Origin of the sequence: Paenibacillus sp. cl123 (assembly GCF_900101595.1) — a bacterium.
Lineage (GTDB): Bacteria > Bacillota > Bacilli > Paenibacillales > NBRC-103111 > Paenibacillus_G.
This window is the reverse complement of record NZ_FMYY01000019.1, coordinates 36,631-53,078: the sequence shown is the minus strand read 5'-3', so window position 1 is coordinate 53,078 and position 16,448 is coordinate 36,631. Positions and strand designations below refer to the sequence as shown.

The window sequence follows — 16,448 nt, the reverse complement described above, 5'->3', positions numbered from 1 at the left end:
GTTACATACCGGAGGCCTATAATAAATGTAAGAAAACGCTAACATCTTGTTGTACAGCTTAGGGGTCATGGTCCAACAGCCTATAAATAAAGGGAGGGTACACATACAATGAAAAAAATGGTAGCCCTGGGGCTAGCCGCAGCGTTCACGCTTACAGCGTGCTCGAATAATCAAACGTCCGAGGCGCCTGCAGGCGGATCGTCTGGAGAGTCGGGAGCGTCGAAACCGGCTAAGCTGAGTTTAAACTGGTCGGTAACCGGGGGGCTTCTGGCTAATGTAACGCTGCCGTCCGCCGACAAAGATTTTGTCAAGAAAACCATTGAAGAGAAGTTCAACGTAGACCTTAAAATCGATTATATGGGGGTCGGTAAGGAATATCACGATAAGCTGAATGCTACGCTGGCCGGGGGCAGCGCACCCGATCTGTTCATCGCCGGCGGAGCCGAGTCCCAGAAATACATTAACGACGGCATAACCGCGAACCTGACTCCGTTTTTTACGAAAGAAGCTTTGCCCAACTACTACAAATGGGTGTCCAAGGAGGAAGTGGACGCGTTCCAGCTTAAGCAAGGGGAGTTCGTGCGCGGCATCCAGCCGTTCCAGCGCAATACGTATGCAGCCTGGTATATCCGCAAGGACTGGCTGGATAAGCTCGGGCTGAAAGCGCCCAAAAATTATGAGGAGCTCACCGAGGTTCTGATCCAATTCACCAAGAACGATCCGGACGGCAACGGCAAACCGGATACGTACGGCTTTACGACTGCGGGCAACGGGGTCAACCTGCCGCTCGAATTCCCGCAATGGCTGAATAACGGCCTTGTCGCCGACTTCATGATCCAGGGTGATAGGTATGTGGATAACCGTACGGATCTGAAGGTCCAACAGGTCATTGATCAGGTGGTGGAGTGGATCAACCTGGGCATCGTAGACCCTGACTGGTTCCTGAATAAAGGAACTGCCCCTCTTGATAAGGCCGCGCAAGGAAAGGTCGGATTTCTTTTCGGAGCAACCAAAAATTTTGCGCTTGATAGTGTAGCTACGAGCGTCCAGAACCGGACCAAAGCTCTGGATCCGAAAGCCGACTGGCAGCCGATCTTCCCATTGGATCAACCGGTGATCTGGAAATATAACGTTCCGGAAATGACGATCCTGATCAGCAAGACAACGGCTGACAAAAACCCGGAGAAGGTGAAGCGTTCGGTTGAAATTCTCGATTGGCTGACCAGCGAGGAAGGGTTCCTCTTGACTCACTACGGGCAAGAAGGGAAGCATTACACCAGATCCGGCAATAAAATTACCCTGAATGCCGCAGCGTTCGAAGCGGACATTGCCAAAGCAGGCAACTGGATCAATGTATATGGCGTATTTACGCCGGATGAGCCGGAGGTGCTTGGCCTTGAGCTGATTGACTCCCGTGTATCGGAGCATGACCGCGCTATTCTGAAGACGGTGGAGGGCTACCCGAAGCACAACGCGCTGCCCCCGGTAAGTCTGGTTCCGCCTGCCGGCATCAACATCGGAGACTTCCGCAAGGAAATGAGCAAGTACCACGCCAAGGCTGTGCTTGACGATAAGAGCGGCAAAAACTGGCCGCAATACCGGGAAGAGCTGATGACCAAGTTCAAGGGCAGAGATATCTTCAACGAATATACCAAGCAGTTGAATTCCGTTCTCAAAGACAAGCAGCTGGCAGAGTTTAAATAAACGCGTCAAGGCATCGAGGGGAACCCTGGATCATTCACGGGTTTCCTTCTGCCTTCTACGGCAGATACAGCCAGGAGGAGATGGCAATGGCGGAAACCATAGCTGTTAAAGCAGATAAGCCGGCAACGGCAAGAAAAGTAAAGCAGGGCAAGTGGCGGAGTATTGTCCGCAACAAATGGTTTTACCTCATGATGGTACCCGGACTCATCTATTATATATTGTTTCATTACGCCCCGATGGCGGGGACGTTGATTGCTTTTCAGAATTACAACTTAATGAAGGGCGTTTGGGGAAGTCCCTGGGTAGGCTTCGATAATTTCCGTGTGATATTCGAGACGCCCGAGTTTCCGCAAATTATTCGCAATACCCTGCTTATCAGTGTTTACAAAATTGTGGGCGGCATGGTGCCTGATGTGATCCTTGCCTTGATGCTGAATGAGGTTAGGGTGCGCTGGTTCAAAAAAGCAGTTCAAACGATTACGTACGGCCCGTATTTTCTTTCCTGGGTTATCGTGTACGGTCTGGTATTTTCCTTCCTCGCTCCGGGCTCCGGCTTAATTACCACGCTGGTGCGCGATGGGGGAGGGGGGCATATTGATCTGCTGACGAACAAGGATTTCTTCCGGCCGATGCTGGTTCTTACGGAAATCTGGAAAAACACGGGATTCGGGGCCATTATTTATTTGGCGGCTCTCGCATCCATTAACCAGGAACTTTATGAGGCTGCCGTGGTGGACGGCTCCGGGCGTTGGCAGCAGCTCTGGCATATAACCCTGCCGGGCATCCGCGATGTGTTCGTCCTCCTGCTCATTATCCGGATCGGCGGCATTCTGGACGCGGGCTTTGACCAGGTATTTATCTTCTTGAATGCCCGGGTGTATGACGTAGGGGATATTGTGGATACGTGGGTGTACCGTTACGGCTTTGAGCGCTTGGAGTTTGGCGTAGCGGCGGCGATGGGCGTTTTCAAGTCTATCGTGGGACTTATTCTGGTGCTGGGGGCGAACAAGCTGGCTAAAAAGGTCGGCGGCTCCGGCATATGGTAAAAACGGTTAATTAAGATCGACTAAAGGAGGGGATCCGACATGTCCTTCGTCATACAGAGGCATAGGACCAAAGGGGATAAAGCGGCCGATGCGGCGATTTATACGGTATTGGCTTTGTTCGCACTCGCTACGTTGTTTCCGCTGTACTATGTGGTGATCGTATCGGTGACCCCTTATGTGGAAGTGATGCGCAACGGCGGGTTTGTCATTTGGCCCGAGCAGTTTACGTTTAAAGCGTATGAGGAAATATTCGGAAGTCCGCGCATTCCTCAAGCTCTCAAGATCACCGTATTCATCACGGTCGTGGGCACGGCGCTCAATCTGGCGGTCACCACGCTGCTCGCTTATCCGCTTTCCAAGAAACACATCCCGGGACGCAACTTTATCCTGATGGCGCTTGTGTTCACGATGATCTTCAGCGGCGGAATCATCCCGCTCTACATTGTCGTGCGCAGCCTTGGGTTGTACGACTCGGTCTGGGCTCTGATCATTCCGGGAATGGTGTCGACGTTCAATCTGCTGATCGTGAAGACGTATTTCGAGAATTTGCCGTCAGAGGTCGAGGAAGCGGCCAAAGTGGACGGCTGCGGCGATGTGACGACCCTGTACCGCATCGTTCTACCGTTATCCGCGCCGATTATGGCGACGATTGGGTTGTTCTATGGCGTCACGCATTGGAATGAGTATTTCAAGGGCATCTTCTACCTGTCCGATAAAACGCTGATGCCGATGCAGGTAGTCTTGAGAAGCATGATCCAATCGCCGAACGTCAGCACGGAGCTGTCCTTGAACTTCCTGGAGATGGACACGCTTCCTCCGGAAACGGTCAAGATGGCTGTCGTCGTCGTTGCGACGCTGCCGCTGATGGTCATCTACCCGTTCCTGCAAAAGTATTTCATCAAAGGAGCGCTGCTCGGGTCCGTAAAGGGGTAACGGGGGGCATTCAAATTCAGTAAAGCGTCAAGCGCACGGAATAGCTTTCGAACCGGCAAGAAGAATCTCCGCTGAAGCGCAGCGGCTCAGCTTGGGAAGACTTCGCTAGAAATTTCTTCTATAATAATAGGATCAGGCCGAAGGGAGAAGTCTCTCATGATCCGAAGGATGACAGGAACCCGCTTTGCGTCCAGCGTCAGTACCAAGCTGTTCGTCCTTACCTTTTTGTCCGTCATCGTGCTGTTTGTGATCCTTGCTTTGTTTGGCTACCAGAGGCTCTTCGGTCCTATCCGGCAAAATAACGAAAAGGCGCTGCAAAGCTCGGTTGTTCAGGTCGAGAACTATATCAAGACGTTAATGAATTCGATTCAGACGCAGCTGATCTTCCTCTCGAATCCCGTGCTCTACAATAAAATGGACGCCGCCGATTACGATTCGCTGGTCGAGGATATTATGACGTTCCATCAAGATGAAATTCACAGCATTTATTTGATCGAATACGACAAGGTTAAATTCAGTTATCCTTATGGCTACCGGTTTTCCATTCTCCCCGAACGGATTGAGGAAATCAAAAGCAAGGCCAGCAAATCAGGCTTCTGGTGGAGTCCTCCCTATACGCTGAATGCGCGCTCTGTGATTACGGTCGCCAAGCAGATTGACAGCAACCGGGCTGTGGCTCTGGATGTGAATTTGAATGCCTTGACCGGTTCCCGGATCGTCCAGGGTGGGCAGCAGCGAATCTACCTGTTCACCGGCCAGGGGGATTATTTGTCCACCAATACCTACCTGGCTTATCCGGAGATGTACAAGGATCATCTCGAGATGATGGAAGCGCTTCGGGCGCTAACCCGGCAAAGCGGGACGGCCTATAATACCGTTCATACGACATATGGCGATTATACGGTGCTGAGCAGCAACCAGAACCGGTGGGACTGGTTCGTCTTCTCGGTCATCGAGGAATCGCATGCGTTCCCGCTGCTGAATTCATTGAAGCGCCAGATGCTGATGGTGCTGCTTTTGGCAGTCATCCTGGCCTTCATCGTGTCGGCGTGGATTACGAATTATATCCGCAGACCGGTGAGCGCGATTACGCGGCAGTTCAAGGCGGCCGCCAGAGGCGAGCTGGATGTGAGAATTGCGCTGAAGCGCAGCGACGAATTTACGCTTATCGCGGACGGCTTCAACCGGATGATGGGCAACCTGCAATCCTTGTTCGAGGACTTGAGGGTAGCCGAGGAGAAGAAGAGGCATCACGAGCTGAAGGTGCTGCAGTCGCAGATCCACCCCCACTTTCTCTACAACACGCTGAACGCGATCTACTGTCTGGGGGAAACGGGGCAAGCCGGGACGATGAGCCAGATGATCGGTTCGTTAATGGGCCTGCTGCAATATTCCACCGATAAGGTCGGCGACATCGTGACGGTGGAGGAAGAGCTGCGGCAGTTGGATAACTATGTGCAGATCATGAGCTTACGGTACGGGGCCGTGTTCGAGCTTGACGTTGCTGTGCCCGAGGAGGACCTCTCTGCCATGATCCCCAAGCTGACCTTGATTACGCTGGTCGAAAACAGTATCTTCTACGGGCTCGGCGCAAGCAGGACTAACCATATTATCGTATCGTCGCGGCCCGAGGCCGGCGAAGGCTTGGTGCTGGAGGTGTCCGATACCGGTACGGGTATCGATCCGATGAAGCTGGCTGCGCTTATGGAAGGGGAAGCGGCTCCGAATCCGTACAAAGGTCTGAACAATCTCGGCCTGCGCAATGTGCATGAACGGCTGCGTCTGACTTTCGGGCATCCGTACGGCCTGCAATTTGAGAACGAGCCGGATGAGGGACTTACTGTCAGCATACATCTCCCAAGAAATAGGGTGCAGGGTCAGTTGGCGTAAACGGAGGAGGCGGCAGCGATGTTGAAAGTACTGATCGTGGATGATGAGCAATGGGTGCGCGAGCGGTTCTCCGACCGTATTCCATGGGCGGATGCGGGATTTCGGCTTATAGGAGCTGCCGCGGGAGCGGAGGAGGCTATCCGCATGATGGAGCGGGATGAGCCGCATCTGCTGATGACGGATATTACGATGCCGAACATGAGCGGGCTGGAGCTGGCAACCTATGTGCGTAAACGGTGGCCGCGCGTCCGGGTCGTTATTTTGACCGCATACGGCGAATTCGAATATGCCCGGCAAGCCATTGAGCTTGGGGTGGATAACTACTTGATCAAGCTGGCGCAGACACCGGAGCAAATATTGGAGGTTTGCCGCAAAGCGGCGGAGGCCATCGAGCAGGAGTTGGACATCGAGCAGAAGCTGGAAATGCGCCGCAAGCTGGAGTGGGAACGGGAATGGGAGAAAAAGCGCCAGTGGACGGAGCGGCTACTCAAGGATCGCGAACGGGCGGGGATCGGTCAGAGGGACGGAGCTTGGTTCGGGAGCATGCCCCAAGACGGCCATATCGCTGCGCTGACGCTGGGCTGGAGCCAGCCGCAAGGTCCCGGCCCCGGTTCCGACTCCGGAGGAAGCGTATGGAGCGCCACGGAGGATGGCCTGCAGCTGCAAATGCAGATCGCCGAGTCGCTGGAGGAGCGGCTCCGTACGGCTCCGGCAGGAGCCGGCTGGGTCGTGCTGCTGCCCGTCCGGCTGAACCGGATACATATCCTGGCCGGCTGGAAGCAGCCGCCTGACGGCTTCGGCCTGAATCGGCTGGCCGAGGCCGCACTGGACATCGCGGAGGCAGCCGCCGGGACGAACGGCATGGTCTACGCCGGAGCCATCCGCAGAGCCGGCGAGCATCCGCTCGAGGCCGGCCGGATTGCCGAAGGATTGCGACAAGGGATGGACGGACTTGCCAGCTGCTTCTACAAGCCGCATACGCATGCCGTCATCAGGCAGATCCCGGCCATGCGGAGGCTTGACGAAGAGTCTGCGGCGGAACGGATGGCTCCTCTTATAAGAGCGCTTCAACGGGCAGACGCCGCAGCGTTTCAAGAGGCGGCCGCGGCGATGACGGCGCTAACCGAGCCGCCGCTGCATCCGGATGATCTGCTTCGCATGACGCGGCAGCTGTTCCATCCGGGCATTGTGCATTTGCCCGCTTCCGTGACCGGCCGGCTGGACGAGGTCGACCAGCTCGAGTCCTGGCCCGCTTATTGCGGCTGGTGGAAGGAGACGATTCGCCTCGTCAGCGAGTGGCTGAACGGGCGTTCCCTCCCGCCGTCGGCGGTCCGCCGCGAGGTGCAGCTCATGTGCCGCCATATCCGCGAGCATTACAAGGAAGACGTACAGGTTGCCGAGCTGGCGGAGCTCGTCCATCTGCATCCCTCTTATGCCGGTCAGCTGTTCAAGCAGGAGGTCGGCGAGAATGTGTCGGATTACTTGAACCGCGTGCGGATGGAGAAGGCGGGAGAGCTGCTGGAGCAGACGACGATGAAAATTTATGAGGTATCCGGCGCGGTCGGCATCTCGGATTACCGGTATTTTTGCAAATTGTTCAAGAGCTATACAGGATCGACGCCCACACAATACAAACAAAATAACGCCTAATGGGATGGAGCGGACCTAAGCTCCCTCCCATTTTTTTTAACCGCCTGCCAAGCGGCTCCGCCGCCCTTACCCCGCTAACTAAAACGGTTGGAGCGATACTGGCTCGGGGACACGCCTTCCCGCTTGCGGAAAGCCCGGGAAAAATTGTTCTCGTCTACGAACCCTACCTGCTCAACAATTTCTTTAATGGACAGATGGGTCGTTTCGAGCAGTTCTTTGGCCTTCTCAATGCGAATTTTGGAGACATACTGCATCAAGGGAAGGCCGTTCTTGGTTTTAAAATAGCGCGTGATATAAGAAGGCGTAAGCGACAGCTCCTCAGCGACTGTGGAGAGGCTGAGGTTGCAGTCCATATAATTGTGGGAAACGTACTCTAATATGGACGTGTACAGCCGATTATTATTGGCGTCTTCCCCGAGGCTGTCTTGTATGCTGCGAGTCGCATCAAGCAGATTGGCACATGCCTCTGCGACGGTGTCAGATTGGAATTCGGATAGCGACTCCAATTTATACTTGATCGCTTCGCGATGGGACAGCGGGATATTGTTGACGAGCTGGTTCAAGGTGAAAATGATTTGTTGAAAAGTGCGGCGGAAGGCGGCGGCATCCTCCAGCCGGGTAAATTTTTCCTCCATCTCCTGGATCAACAGCTGCAGATGCTCCGCGTCCTTGGAGCAGACCGCCGCATGGAGCGCTTCGGCCGAATCGGCAATTTGCCGCTCATCGACCGTCGCGTGCTCCATTTTTTGCTGAGACCATTCCGATGGAGTGATAATAGACTGTTTGCCGGCAAAAATCCGATACTCCGCAAGCGATGTGGCCGAGCTGAACGATTGATGCAATTCATTCGTTGGCTGAGGCTCTCCAATCATGCAGGACAACGACAGGGAAAAATGCCTCTGCATAAACGCGATGATCTGCTCGGAAAGAGCGCGGCTGCGGGCTTCCCACTGATCGGCAAATTCGTTATTCCACGAAATAATACCGACGATCCCATTGTCGATGGCCAGATCAAGCGCATAGTTCACGCCATGCACACCGGATAAATTTTCCAAAATATTGCAAATGGTATGTTTCATCAACCATTGCTCGCTCAGCGGTTCTTTGCTTAACTTGGCATTATAATCATCGAAAATGATGACAACGACGTTGCTGGTGTTTCGCGTACCGAATAGTTTGTGCAAGGCCTCCCGGTTATCCTGCGTCGTATTGTCTACGTTCAACTTCCCCATTAAGACGGCCAGCAACAACTGGTTCCTCGTCAAAACCTCCTGATTATGCATCATAGTAGACAAGTGGATGCTCTCATCTCTCATCTGCTCGATGTAGCGGGTTAGCTGGCTTAGTTCATCATTGCCTGTCGTAGACTTGTCCTGCGGCAAGACCGGAAAACGATTGGATAACTCCTGGATCGGTTGATAGCTTTTGTGGGCGGACCTGAAGCAGAGCACGATTCCCAGAGCAAGAGATACAAGAAATATGGTGAGTGAAATCGCGAGCGCCACGTAATATTCGTGAAAATAGTCCGTACTGCGAATGGCATTCACCACACGAAACTTCTGTTTCGCCGACGTTTCCTGCATGAAGAGGTAGCCGGAGATGCGTGATTCCGGATTTTGCGCCGCGGCGGCAAGTTCGCTCCATGTTAGACCGGAAGATCCGTTTAGATATAGAAAAGGCATATTGTGCTGATCAAAGACAATCAGGCTGCTGCCCCTGTCGATGGTTTGTTGGAAATTGCCGAGCAGAGCCGGATAGTTCAGCTTGTAGATCATAATGCCGCTCGAAAAGGGCGTGCTATCCAGCGGAACCAGAAGCAGCAGCACTTGTTCCTTGCCTTCAGGGTTGGCATCGCCCGCCAGCGAGGACAGCAGAATAGGGGATCTTAGCTGCTCCAGCTTGCTCTGCAGCAGTTCCGGCGAGATTCGGCCATCGCTCACGAGCCGGCTATAGCTTTCGGGCGTATAAATGCCGGTATCGGTAAAAATGCTGTTTTTAAGCGAGCTGTAGGGTGTGTTTCGATAGAACAACCCGATGGAATCGAGATCGGCGGAAAGCGCTTTTAATTTCTCCAGCTCATCGGCGATCAAATACGGATATTGTAATTGCTCTTGTAATTGGTAGGGAAGCAATTTGGTGTCCCGGGACAAGGTCAAGGTCAATTTCTGCAGATCTACGATGCGCGTGTCCAGCAAGCCGGTCATATGCGCCGTAGAGCGATGAGTATTGTCCATAAGCCGATTATAGGTATTGGATAGCGAAATAATATTGGTCAACAGCAGTAACAGACCTGTTACGGCCAGGATCAGCAGATGTCTGAGAAGAAATTTTCGATAGAGCTTGGACTGAATCGCTTTCCGCATAGTAACCACTTCCTCTGACCTGTTCGGTCTTGATTTCTTTACGAGTATATAAATTTTGCGTTATGTTATCAATTCATAGAGGCCGAAAAGCTGAAAATTGACTAGGTATTGAGAAAAATGCAGGGTGTTATTGGGGAGCTAAAGCCATATTTTGCTGAGAAAAGCCGATTATCAATCGTTGTCGGGGCATCCAACTCTATTTTATACTCAGAGCCATAGGAAAGCGGTTCAGGCGCCAAATCGTTTTCCAAGTGTCAACTTTTGTATAGTTCGACGAAGGAGGCAGCTAGATGACCACGAAGACCAAGGCTGCAAATGAACCGATACCCAGGTCTGCCCTCAAAAGATTCAGATTGGGAAATAATTGGGACTATCTGATTTTCGTTATCCCGGTTGTCCTTTATTTTCTTATTTTTTGCTATGGACCTATGTATGGTGTGCAGCTGGCATTCAAACGATTCAACCCTATTCTCGGCATTATGGATAGTCCATGGATCGGTTTCGATAACTTTGAAAGGCTTTTCAATTCCTTTCAATTTTATCGCATTGTTAAAAATACGCTGGTCATTAATTTGTTCAAAACACTGATCAGTTTTCCCATTCCGATCCTGCTTGCCCTTATGTTCAATGAGATGAGAAAGGAGAGACTGAAGAAAACGCTGCAGACGATCACCTATGCACCGTACTTCATCTCGACGGTCGTCTTTGTGGGCATCATTCATTTATTTCTCGGCGGGGAAAACGGCTATTTGAATCATCTGCTCGGAATGATCGGCCTCGATGCCATTCCCTTTCTAACGAGTCCCGACTATTTCGCCGGTGTGTATATCGGTTCCGACATTTGGCGCAATAGCGGCTGGAATTCCATTATCTTTATCGCGGCGCTGGCGGCCGTAGATCCGCAGCTGCATGAATCTGCCCAAATCGATGGGGCCAGCCGGTGGAAGCGGATGATTCATGTGAATCTGCCGTGCATTATGCCGGTCATTGTGATCCAGTTCATTTTGCTCATGGGGAAAATGATGACGCTCAGCTATGAGCGAATTCTGCTTATGCAGAACAGCTTGAATATGGAAGCGTCAGAGGTCATCTCCACTTACGCTTACAAGACGGGTCTGATCAATATGGACTATGGATTTTCTACCGCTGTCGGTCTCTTTAACAATGTCATCAACATCGCTTTGCTGCTTGCAGCCAACAAGCTGGCCAAACGATACAGCAGCAGCAGTCTGTTCTAAAAAGGAGAGGTGAGCATGGAGGCCGTTACCCACAAAATTCGGGAGTCTAACGGGGATCGGATTTTTCTGGCCATTACTTATACGCTTATCGCGATTCTTGTGGTCATTGTGCTTTACCCGCTGCTTTATGTCGTGAGCGCCTCGTTCAGTGATCCCAAGCTGGTAATAGCCGGCAAGATCGGGCTGATCCCGAGCGGATTTAACCTGGAAGCGTACCGGCGGGTATTTACGAATACGGAAATATGGATCGGCTACCGCAATACGCTGCTCTATACGGCCGTAGGAACATTAATCAATATTTCGATGACCATGATGGGCGCCTATCCGCTGGCTCGCAGAAACTTCCCCTGGCGTCGCGGGCTTATGGTATTTTTCACGATCACGATGTTTTTCAGCAGCGGAATTATCCCTATGTATCTGCTTGTGAAGGGTTTGGGGCTTTACAATTCAATGTGGGCTTTAATATTGCCTACGGCGATCAGTGTATATAATATGATTGTCGCTCGAACGTTTTTGGAAACGAATATCGATGAGCAGCTGTATGAATCCGCCTACATGGATGGCAGCGGCAATATCCGATCCTTTTTCTCCATTGTCCTGCCCCTGAGCGCGCCGATTATGGCTGTTCTTGTGTTGTTTTATGCGGTGTATCATTGGAATTCCTACTTTGAGGCGATGATTTATTTGAAGGATCGTTCGCTGTATCCGCTGCAGCTTTTCCTGCGGGAAATTCTCGTCATGAATCAATCCGATAATGTGATGATGGATTCGATCGAGATGGATACAAGCAAATTTCTCGTTGCCGAAGGGGTCAAATATGCCGTTATTATCGTATCCAGCGGACCGATTCTGATGCTGTATCCATTCCTACAGAAGTATTTCGTCAAAGGGATGATGATCGGTGCGCTTAAAGGTTAAGCGGATTACTAATTGAGGAGATGACTACGAATATGAAAAGAAAATTAGCCTTGCTGTCAGCTGCCATGCTGATCACCTCCATCCCGGTACTGAGCGCTTGCAGCGACAACGATAAGGGAACAGAGCCCGCCGCAGCCGGCGACAAGAAAACAAGCGCCAATATTACCAAGACGGGGATGCCGATCGCAAGCGAGCCTGTTCATCTGAAAGGGCTTGTCTCCAAATATGAGCTGGTCAAGGACTGGAACGAGCATAAAGGCTTGAAAAGCTATGAAGCGAAATCCAATGTCATCATCCAATGGGATACGGTCCCGCAAAACGCCTTTGACGAGCGCAGAAATCTGATGTTTGCGTCCAATGATCTGCCTGACTTCGTGATGCGGGCCAATTTGTCGCCGCAATTGATTACTTCTTATGCGGCAGCAGGTCAGATTATCCCGTTGGACCCTCTGATTGAGGCTGGTTATGCCCCCAACCTGGCAGCGCTTATGAAAGAAAATGACGGAATTCGCAAATCGATTACTTCGGCTGACGGCCATATTTATTCCCTTCCGAATATTAGCGAAGCGGATGGGCGCATCTCCTCCTCCTGGATCAATAAGAAGTGGCTGGACAAGCTGGGGATGCAAATGCCGACAACGACGGAGGAGTTTTACCAGGTGCTCAAGGCATTCAAGGAACAGGACCCCAACGGCAACGGAAAAGCGGATGAAATTCCCATCTCGGGATACAAAGAAGGCAACAAAAATTACGCAGATCAATTTCTGAAATCGTTCTACGGCAGCTGGGGATTCGGAGGAAATTCCGGGATCATCGCTCCTTTTATGGATGTCGACAGCCAAGGCAAAGTGCGGTATATGGCAACGGACAATACGTTTAAAGACATGATTACCTTCTTCAATAAGCTCTGGCAGGAGGGCTTGATCGATAAGGAATTTTTATCGCAGGATATGAAGCAGGAGATCGCGAAGATTGATGATGAGCGAATCGGCTATGTGGCGAAAGGCAACAACAATTTGTGGATGGGTAAGAACCGGAGTCATTACGTCCAGAATCCTGTCTTGAAAGGGATCGACGGCAAAGTGTACTGGGCGGGGATCAGCCCGAAAGTCCGGGATCTAGGCTCATTCGTGATTACAAGCAAAAACCCGAATCCCGAAGCAACGCTGCGCTGGGGAGATTACTTCCTGAGCGAGGAAGGGACTGCGCTGGCTCGGCTTGGGATCGAAGGCGTTACGTATACCGTCGGCAGCGATGGATTTTATAAGCTGAAGGACGAGTTCGCGAAAAATCCTAACGGACTTACGGTGGATGAGGCGCTTTCGGACTATACCATTTTCCAAGGCGGCGGCATCCCGCAGCGCGTCACGCAAAAGGTTGACCAAAGCGCGGCTGTGCTGCCGGAAATGATTGCGAATAAAGATGTCATTCGTCCTTTCCTGGTGCCGGATGAGAAGTTGATGATTCCTACGTTTACGGAAAAAGAGAATATCGAATTGAGCACGTATGCAACGGATATCGAAGCTTATGCCGATGAAAACATCGTCAAATTTATAACAGGCGCCAAGCCGCTCAGCGATTGGGATAAATATGTAAGCACGCTGAATAAAATGCAGCTTGATAAATACTTGGCGATCTATCAAGCAGCCTATGATCGCTGGAATCAGAAGTAATTCGTATTTGGAGGAGAGACAACCTATGAGGTTTTACGGCACAAGCGCAGCCGAAGGGATACCGAACCCCTTTTGCTTCTGCCCGGTTTGCAATCATGCGCGCAAGATGGGGGGAACCGAGATTCGCCGCCGTTCGATGTTCCGGATCGATGAGCAGATGTGTATCGATCTGGGCGCGGATTCATTTCAGCAAGCGATCGAGTATGGCGACTTTACGAAGCTTCGGCATGTATTGGTAAGTCATACCCATGAAGACCATTTCAGCTATATGATGATGAATGTTAGAAATATGTCGATCGATCGCTTGGAGGAGCCGCTGCATTTCTACTTTACCGATCGAGCTTATGATATCGTCGATTTCTATCGTCAAAGCCGGCCGATCATGAAAGGGATGACGGCCGATCTGGAGGCGCGCGGCGTCGTGGCCTTCCATAAGCTAGAGTTTAACCGGCCGGTTACGGTCTCCGGTATGCAAGTAACGCCGCTGCGCGGGAACCACCGGGGCAATATGGGGGAGGATTGCGCCAACTATCTGATTCAGAACGAGGATGGCCGGAAGCTGTATTACGGCGTGGATACGGGCTGGTATTTGCCGGAGACGTTCAAGCTGCTTGAGAACGCCGCCCTGGACGTATTGATCAGTGAATGCACCTTCGGATTGACGGAAGGCCGCGGCCTCCATCCGGGCGGTCATCTGGATGCCTTCAGCTGTATGGAGCTGTTCCGCCAATTGCTGGCGCAAGGCACTTTGCATGCAAACTCCCGCATTTATCTTACGCATATCAATCACTTTACCTCTACCCATGCCGATCTGGTCAGCTGGATTCAGGAGCAGTCGTTCCCATGCCCGATTACGGTGGCGTGGGACGGCATGGTCATTTGATCGATGCCAAAACGCGCACCGACGGAATGTCGGCGCGCGTTTGTTTTGCTGCCGAGCGCCCGGCCTGATCAGCAGGACGCTCTTGATTGACATCGGCTACAGGTTTCTCTCTATCTCTAAACAAAGCCCCAGATGATGTCCTCATTGAGATAAAATTGGCCTGTCGTACCGGTTCGTCATCGACGTCGGCACGATAGAGAAGGAGTAAATGATTAGTTCCGAATAAAGAGGCACGCCTACGCCGGTGTGCCTCTTTAGTTAAAAAACGGACTAAACAGGCGGGAAATCATCAACTTAATAAACATTCATATTTAAAATGTATTTAAAATAAGCTATGATATAAAAGGAGAGAGCACCTAATATTGAAAAATGGAGGCGGTTTCATGAACGATTGGATTCAGGCGGGTACGGTAGACGAACTTCGAGATCAAGGACCCAAGCTGATCAAGGGAGGCATCGTGGTGTTTTATCACGAGGATGAAGTGCATGCGCTGGACAATCGGTGCCCCCATCTCGGTTTTCCTCTCCATATGGGAAGCTTGTGCAACGGAATTTTGACCTGTCATTGGCATCATGCGCGGTTTGACGTATGCAGCGGCGGAACGCTCGATCCTTGGGCGGACGATGTGCCGGTACATGAGTTAACCGTTCAAGACGGCGTGATTTGGGTCAATCCGCTTTCCCGCAACGGCAATCAAGTACAGCTGTATAAGGACCGGCTTCGGAACGGCATCGAGCAAAATATCGGTCTTGTCATAGCCAAGGCCATCGTCGGGCTGATGGAGGCGGGCGTGCCTGAGACGGAAATCGCAGCGATCGGGATCGAATTCGGGGTCAAGCAGCGCAGGCAAGGCTGGGGCTCCGGCCTAACGATTTTGACCGCCATGGCCAATATCCTGCCCAAACTGGATAAACAAGGACGGATTCTGGCGTTGTTTCAGGGATTGCTGCATACGGCGCGCGATTCGGCCGGAAGCGGAACGCGTTTCCTGCTTGATCCGCTTCCCGATACGACCGTCTCCGAGGAACGGCTGACGCAATGGTACCGCGAGTGCATCGAGGTCCGGGATACGCGCGGAGCGGAGCGGCTGCTGTTGACCGCCATGCAGGCGGGGGCCGATGAGATGCGATTATTCACCATGATGAGCATGGCGGTGACGGATCATTTCTATATCAACGGCGGCCATACGTTGGATTTTCATAATAAAGCATTCGAGAGCCTAAAGTATGTCGGAGAGGAGCAGCGCAAGTATGTCCTCGCGTCGCTCGTCCCGATGCTGGGAGACGCCTCGCGCAGCGAGGAGCTGCACAGCTGGCAGTCTCCGGTCAATCTGGTACAGCCGTTGACGGAAGCGTTCGAGGAGCTGTCCGTCAAAGGCGTTTCATCCGGTGACGTGGGCTCCTGTATCGACGATGGGGAGCTGCTCCAAACGCTGCTCGGAGATGATCCGCTGCGGACGGTTCGCGTGCTGAAGGAAGCTTTGCTCGGCGGCGCTTCTCCGGTGCGCCTCGCGCAAATTGCGGCATTGGCGGCGGCGGAACGCGTCGTCCGCTTCCATACGCAGAACGATTTCGGGGATTGGATTGCGGTATTGCATACGTTCACGCACGCTCATGCCGTTCACGAAGGGTTGATCCGTTCCTCCAATCCGTGGCTGGTCCGCGGCATTTTCCATACGGCGGCGGCGATCTACCTCGACCGGTTCCTGAACATCCCGGCTGCCCCGAGACCGGCAGCGAGCGGCGCGGCTGAGGAAGCGCCGCAGCCCGCGGAGCTGCTTGAGATTCTCGACAAGCAGCAGCAGGTGGCGCCGGCGGCGGCCTGGGTGATCCGCTACTTGCGCAGCGGCGGCAAACCGGAGCCATTATTCAACATCTTGGGTCACGCGCTGCTTCGGGAGGATGCGGAATTTCACTCCTTCCAGATGTACGAGGCGGCCGTGGCGGAATATGACCGCTGGGCTTCCGAGTCGGGACCGTTCGCAGAGAAAGCCTGCGAAACGCTGATTTTGGCGGTTACCCGTTATTTGGCGGCGCATGCTCCGACTTCCCGCGAGCGGCCCCATACGGCGAAAATTGCATGGCGGCTCCATCGCGGCGAGAAATTGTTTGAAGAGGCTTAGAGGAGGCTATGAAAAAGAGCTGATTAA

The 16,448-nt window shown here is 52.5% G+C and carries 11 protein-coding genes; 10 read left to right on the top strand and 1 reads right to left on the bottom strand.

Features of this window, described 5'->3' with window-relative positions:
- Positions 1–108 precede the first annotated feature (108 nt).
- The 5 genes from BLR08_RS23180 to BLR08_RS23160 all read left to right on the top strand — a co-directional run bounded on the left by BLR08_RS23180 (position 109) and on the right by BLR08_RS23160 (position 7,223).
- Positions 109–1,704, top strand: a complete 1,596-nt coding sequence (locus tag BLR08_RS23180; protein WP_072335781.1) for a type 2 periplasmic-binding domain-containing protein — start codon at positions 109–111, stop codon at positions 1,702–1,704.
- An 86-nt stretch (positions 1,705–1,790) separates the two neighbouring features.
- Positions 1,791–2,750 (top strand): ABC transporter permease, encoded by a 960-nt coding sequence (locus BLR08_RS23175; RefSeq protein ID WP_072335778.1) that lies wholly within the window; start codon positions 1,791–1,793, stop codon positions 2,748–2,750.
- A 39-nt stretch (positions 2,751–2,789) separates the two neighbouring features.
- Complete coding sequence (locus BLR08_RS23170) at positions 2,790–3,683, top strand: carbohydrate ABC transporter permease (protein WP_072335775.1); 894 nt, start codon at positions 2,790–2,792, stop codon at positions 3,681–3,683.
- Between the two features lie 156 nt (positions 3,684–3,839).
- The gene (locus BLR08_RS23165) at positions 3,840–5,573 is read left to right on the top strand and encodes a cache domain-containing sensor histidine kinase (protein WP_072335772.1); all 1,734 of its coding nucleotides are present in this window, start codon (positions 3,840–3,842) and stop codon (positions 5,571–5,573) included.
- 18 nt (positions 5,574–5,591) lie between these two features.
- Positions 5,592–7,223, top strand: coding sequence for a response regulator transcription factor (locus BLR08_RS23160; RefSeq protein ID WP_072335769.1), 1,632 nt, complete (start codon positions 5,592–5,594; stop codon positions 7,221–7,223).
- Positions 7,224–7,297: 74 nt separating this feature from the next.
- Here the strand turns inward: BLR08_RS23160 and BLR08_RS23155 are convergent, their stop codons facing one another.
- Positions 7,298–9,586, bottom strand: a complete 2,289-nt coding sequence (locus BLR08_RS23155) for a helix-turn-helix transcriptional regulator (protein WP_072335766.1) — start codon at positions 9,584–9,586, stop codon at positions 7,298–7,300.
- Positions 9,587–9,876: 290 nt separating this feature from the next.
- Here BLR08_RS23155 and BLR08_RS23150 point away from each other — a divergent pair, with 290 nt between their 5' ends.
- The 5 genes from BLR08_RS23150 (at position 9,877) to BLR08_RS23130 (ending at position 16,421) form a co-directional block, all read left to right on the top strand.
- Complete coding sequence (locus BLR08_RS23150) at positions 9,877–10,824, top strand: ABC transporter permease (protein ID WP_072335761.1); 948 nt, start codon at positions 9,877–9,879, stop codon at positions 10,822–10,824.
- A 15-nt stretch (positions 10,825–10,839) separates the two neighbouring features.
- Positions 10,840–11,742, top strand: a complete 903-nt coding sequence (locus tag BLR08_RS23145; protein WP_072335758.1) for a carbohydrate ABC transporter permease — start codon at positions 10,840–10,842, stop codon at positions 11,740–11,742.
- 32 nt (positions 11,743–11,774) lie between these two features.
- Positions 11,775–13,415, top strand: a complete 1,641-nt coding sequence (locus BLR08_RS23140; protein ID WP_072335755.1) for a type 2 periplasmic-binding domain-containing protein — start codon at positions 11,775–11,777, stop codon at positions 13,413–13,415.
- A gap of 25 nt (positions 13,416–13,440) precedes the next feature.
- Positions 13,441–14,298, top strand: coding sequence for an MBL fold metallo-hydrolase (locus BLR08_RS23135; RefSeq protein WP_072335753.1), 858 nt, complete (start codon positions 13,441–13,443; stop codon positions 14,296–14,298).
- 383 nt (positions 14,299–14,681) lie between these two features.
- A complete protein-coding gene (locus tag BLR08_RS23130) occupies positions 14,682–16,421 on the top strand; it encodes a Rieske (2Fe-2S) protein (protein WP_072335750.1) in 1,740 nt (579 codons plus the stop codon).
- Positions 16,422–16,448 lie beyond the last annotated feature (27 nt).

Bases quoted from the DNA above. Each gene is read 5' to 3' on its own strand.
- BLR08_RS23155 (WP_072335766.1), bottom strand. From the start codon at position 9,586: ATGCGGAAAGCGATTCAGTCCAAGCTCTATCGAAAATTTCTTCTCAGA.
- BLR08_RS23145 (WP_072335758.1), top strand. From the start codon at position 10,840: ATGGAGGCCGTTACCCACAAAATTCGGGAGTCTAACGGGGATCGGATT.
- BLR08_RS23135 (WP_072335753.1), top strand. From the start codon at position 13,441: ATGAGGTTTTACGGCACAAGCGCAGCCGAAGGGATACCGAACCCCTTT.
- BLR08_RS23180 (WP_072335781.1), top strand. From the start codon at position 109: ATGAAAAAAATGGTAGCCCTGGGGCTAGCCGCAGCGTTCACGCTTACA.
- BLR08_RS23160 (WP_072335769.1), top strand. From the start codon at position 5,592: ATGTTGAAAGTACTGATCGTGGATGATGAGCAATGGGTGCGCGAGCGG.
- BLR08_RS23140 (WP_072335755.1), top strand. From the start codon at position 11,775: ATGAAAAGAAAATTAGCCTTGCTGTCAGCTGCCATGCTGATCACCTCC.
- BLR08_RS23170 (WP_072335775.1), top strand. From the start codon at position 2,790: ATGTCCTTCGTCATACAGAGGCATAGGACCAAAGGGGATAAAGCGGCC.
- BLR08_RS23175 (WP_072335778.1), top strand. From the start codon at position 1,791: ATGGCGGAAACCATAGCTGTTAAAGCAGATAAGCCGGCAACGGCAAGA.
- BLR08_RS23130 (WP_072335750.1), top strand. From the start codon at position 14,682: ATGAACGATTGGATTCAGGCGGGTACGGTAGACGAACTTCGAGATCAA.
- BLR08_RS23150 (WP_072335761.1), top strand. From the start codon at position 9,877: ATGACCACGAAGACCAAGGCTGCAAATGAACCGATACCCAGGTCTGCC.
- BLR08_RS23165 (WP_072335772.1), top strand. From the start codon at position 3,840: ATGATCCGAAGGATGACAGGAACCCGCTTTGCGTCCAGCGTCAGTACC.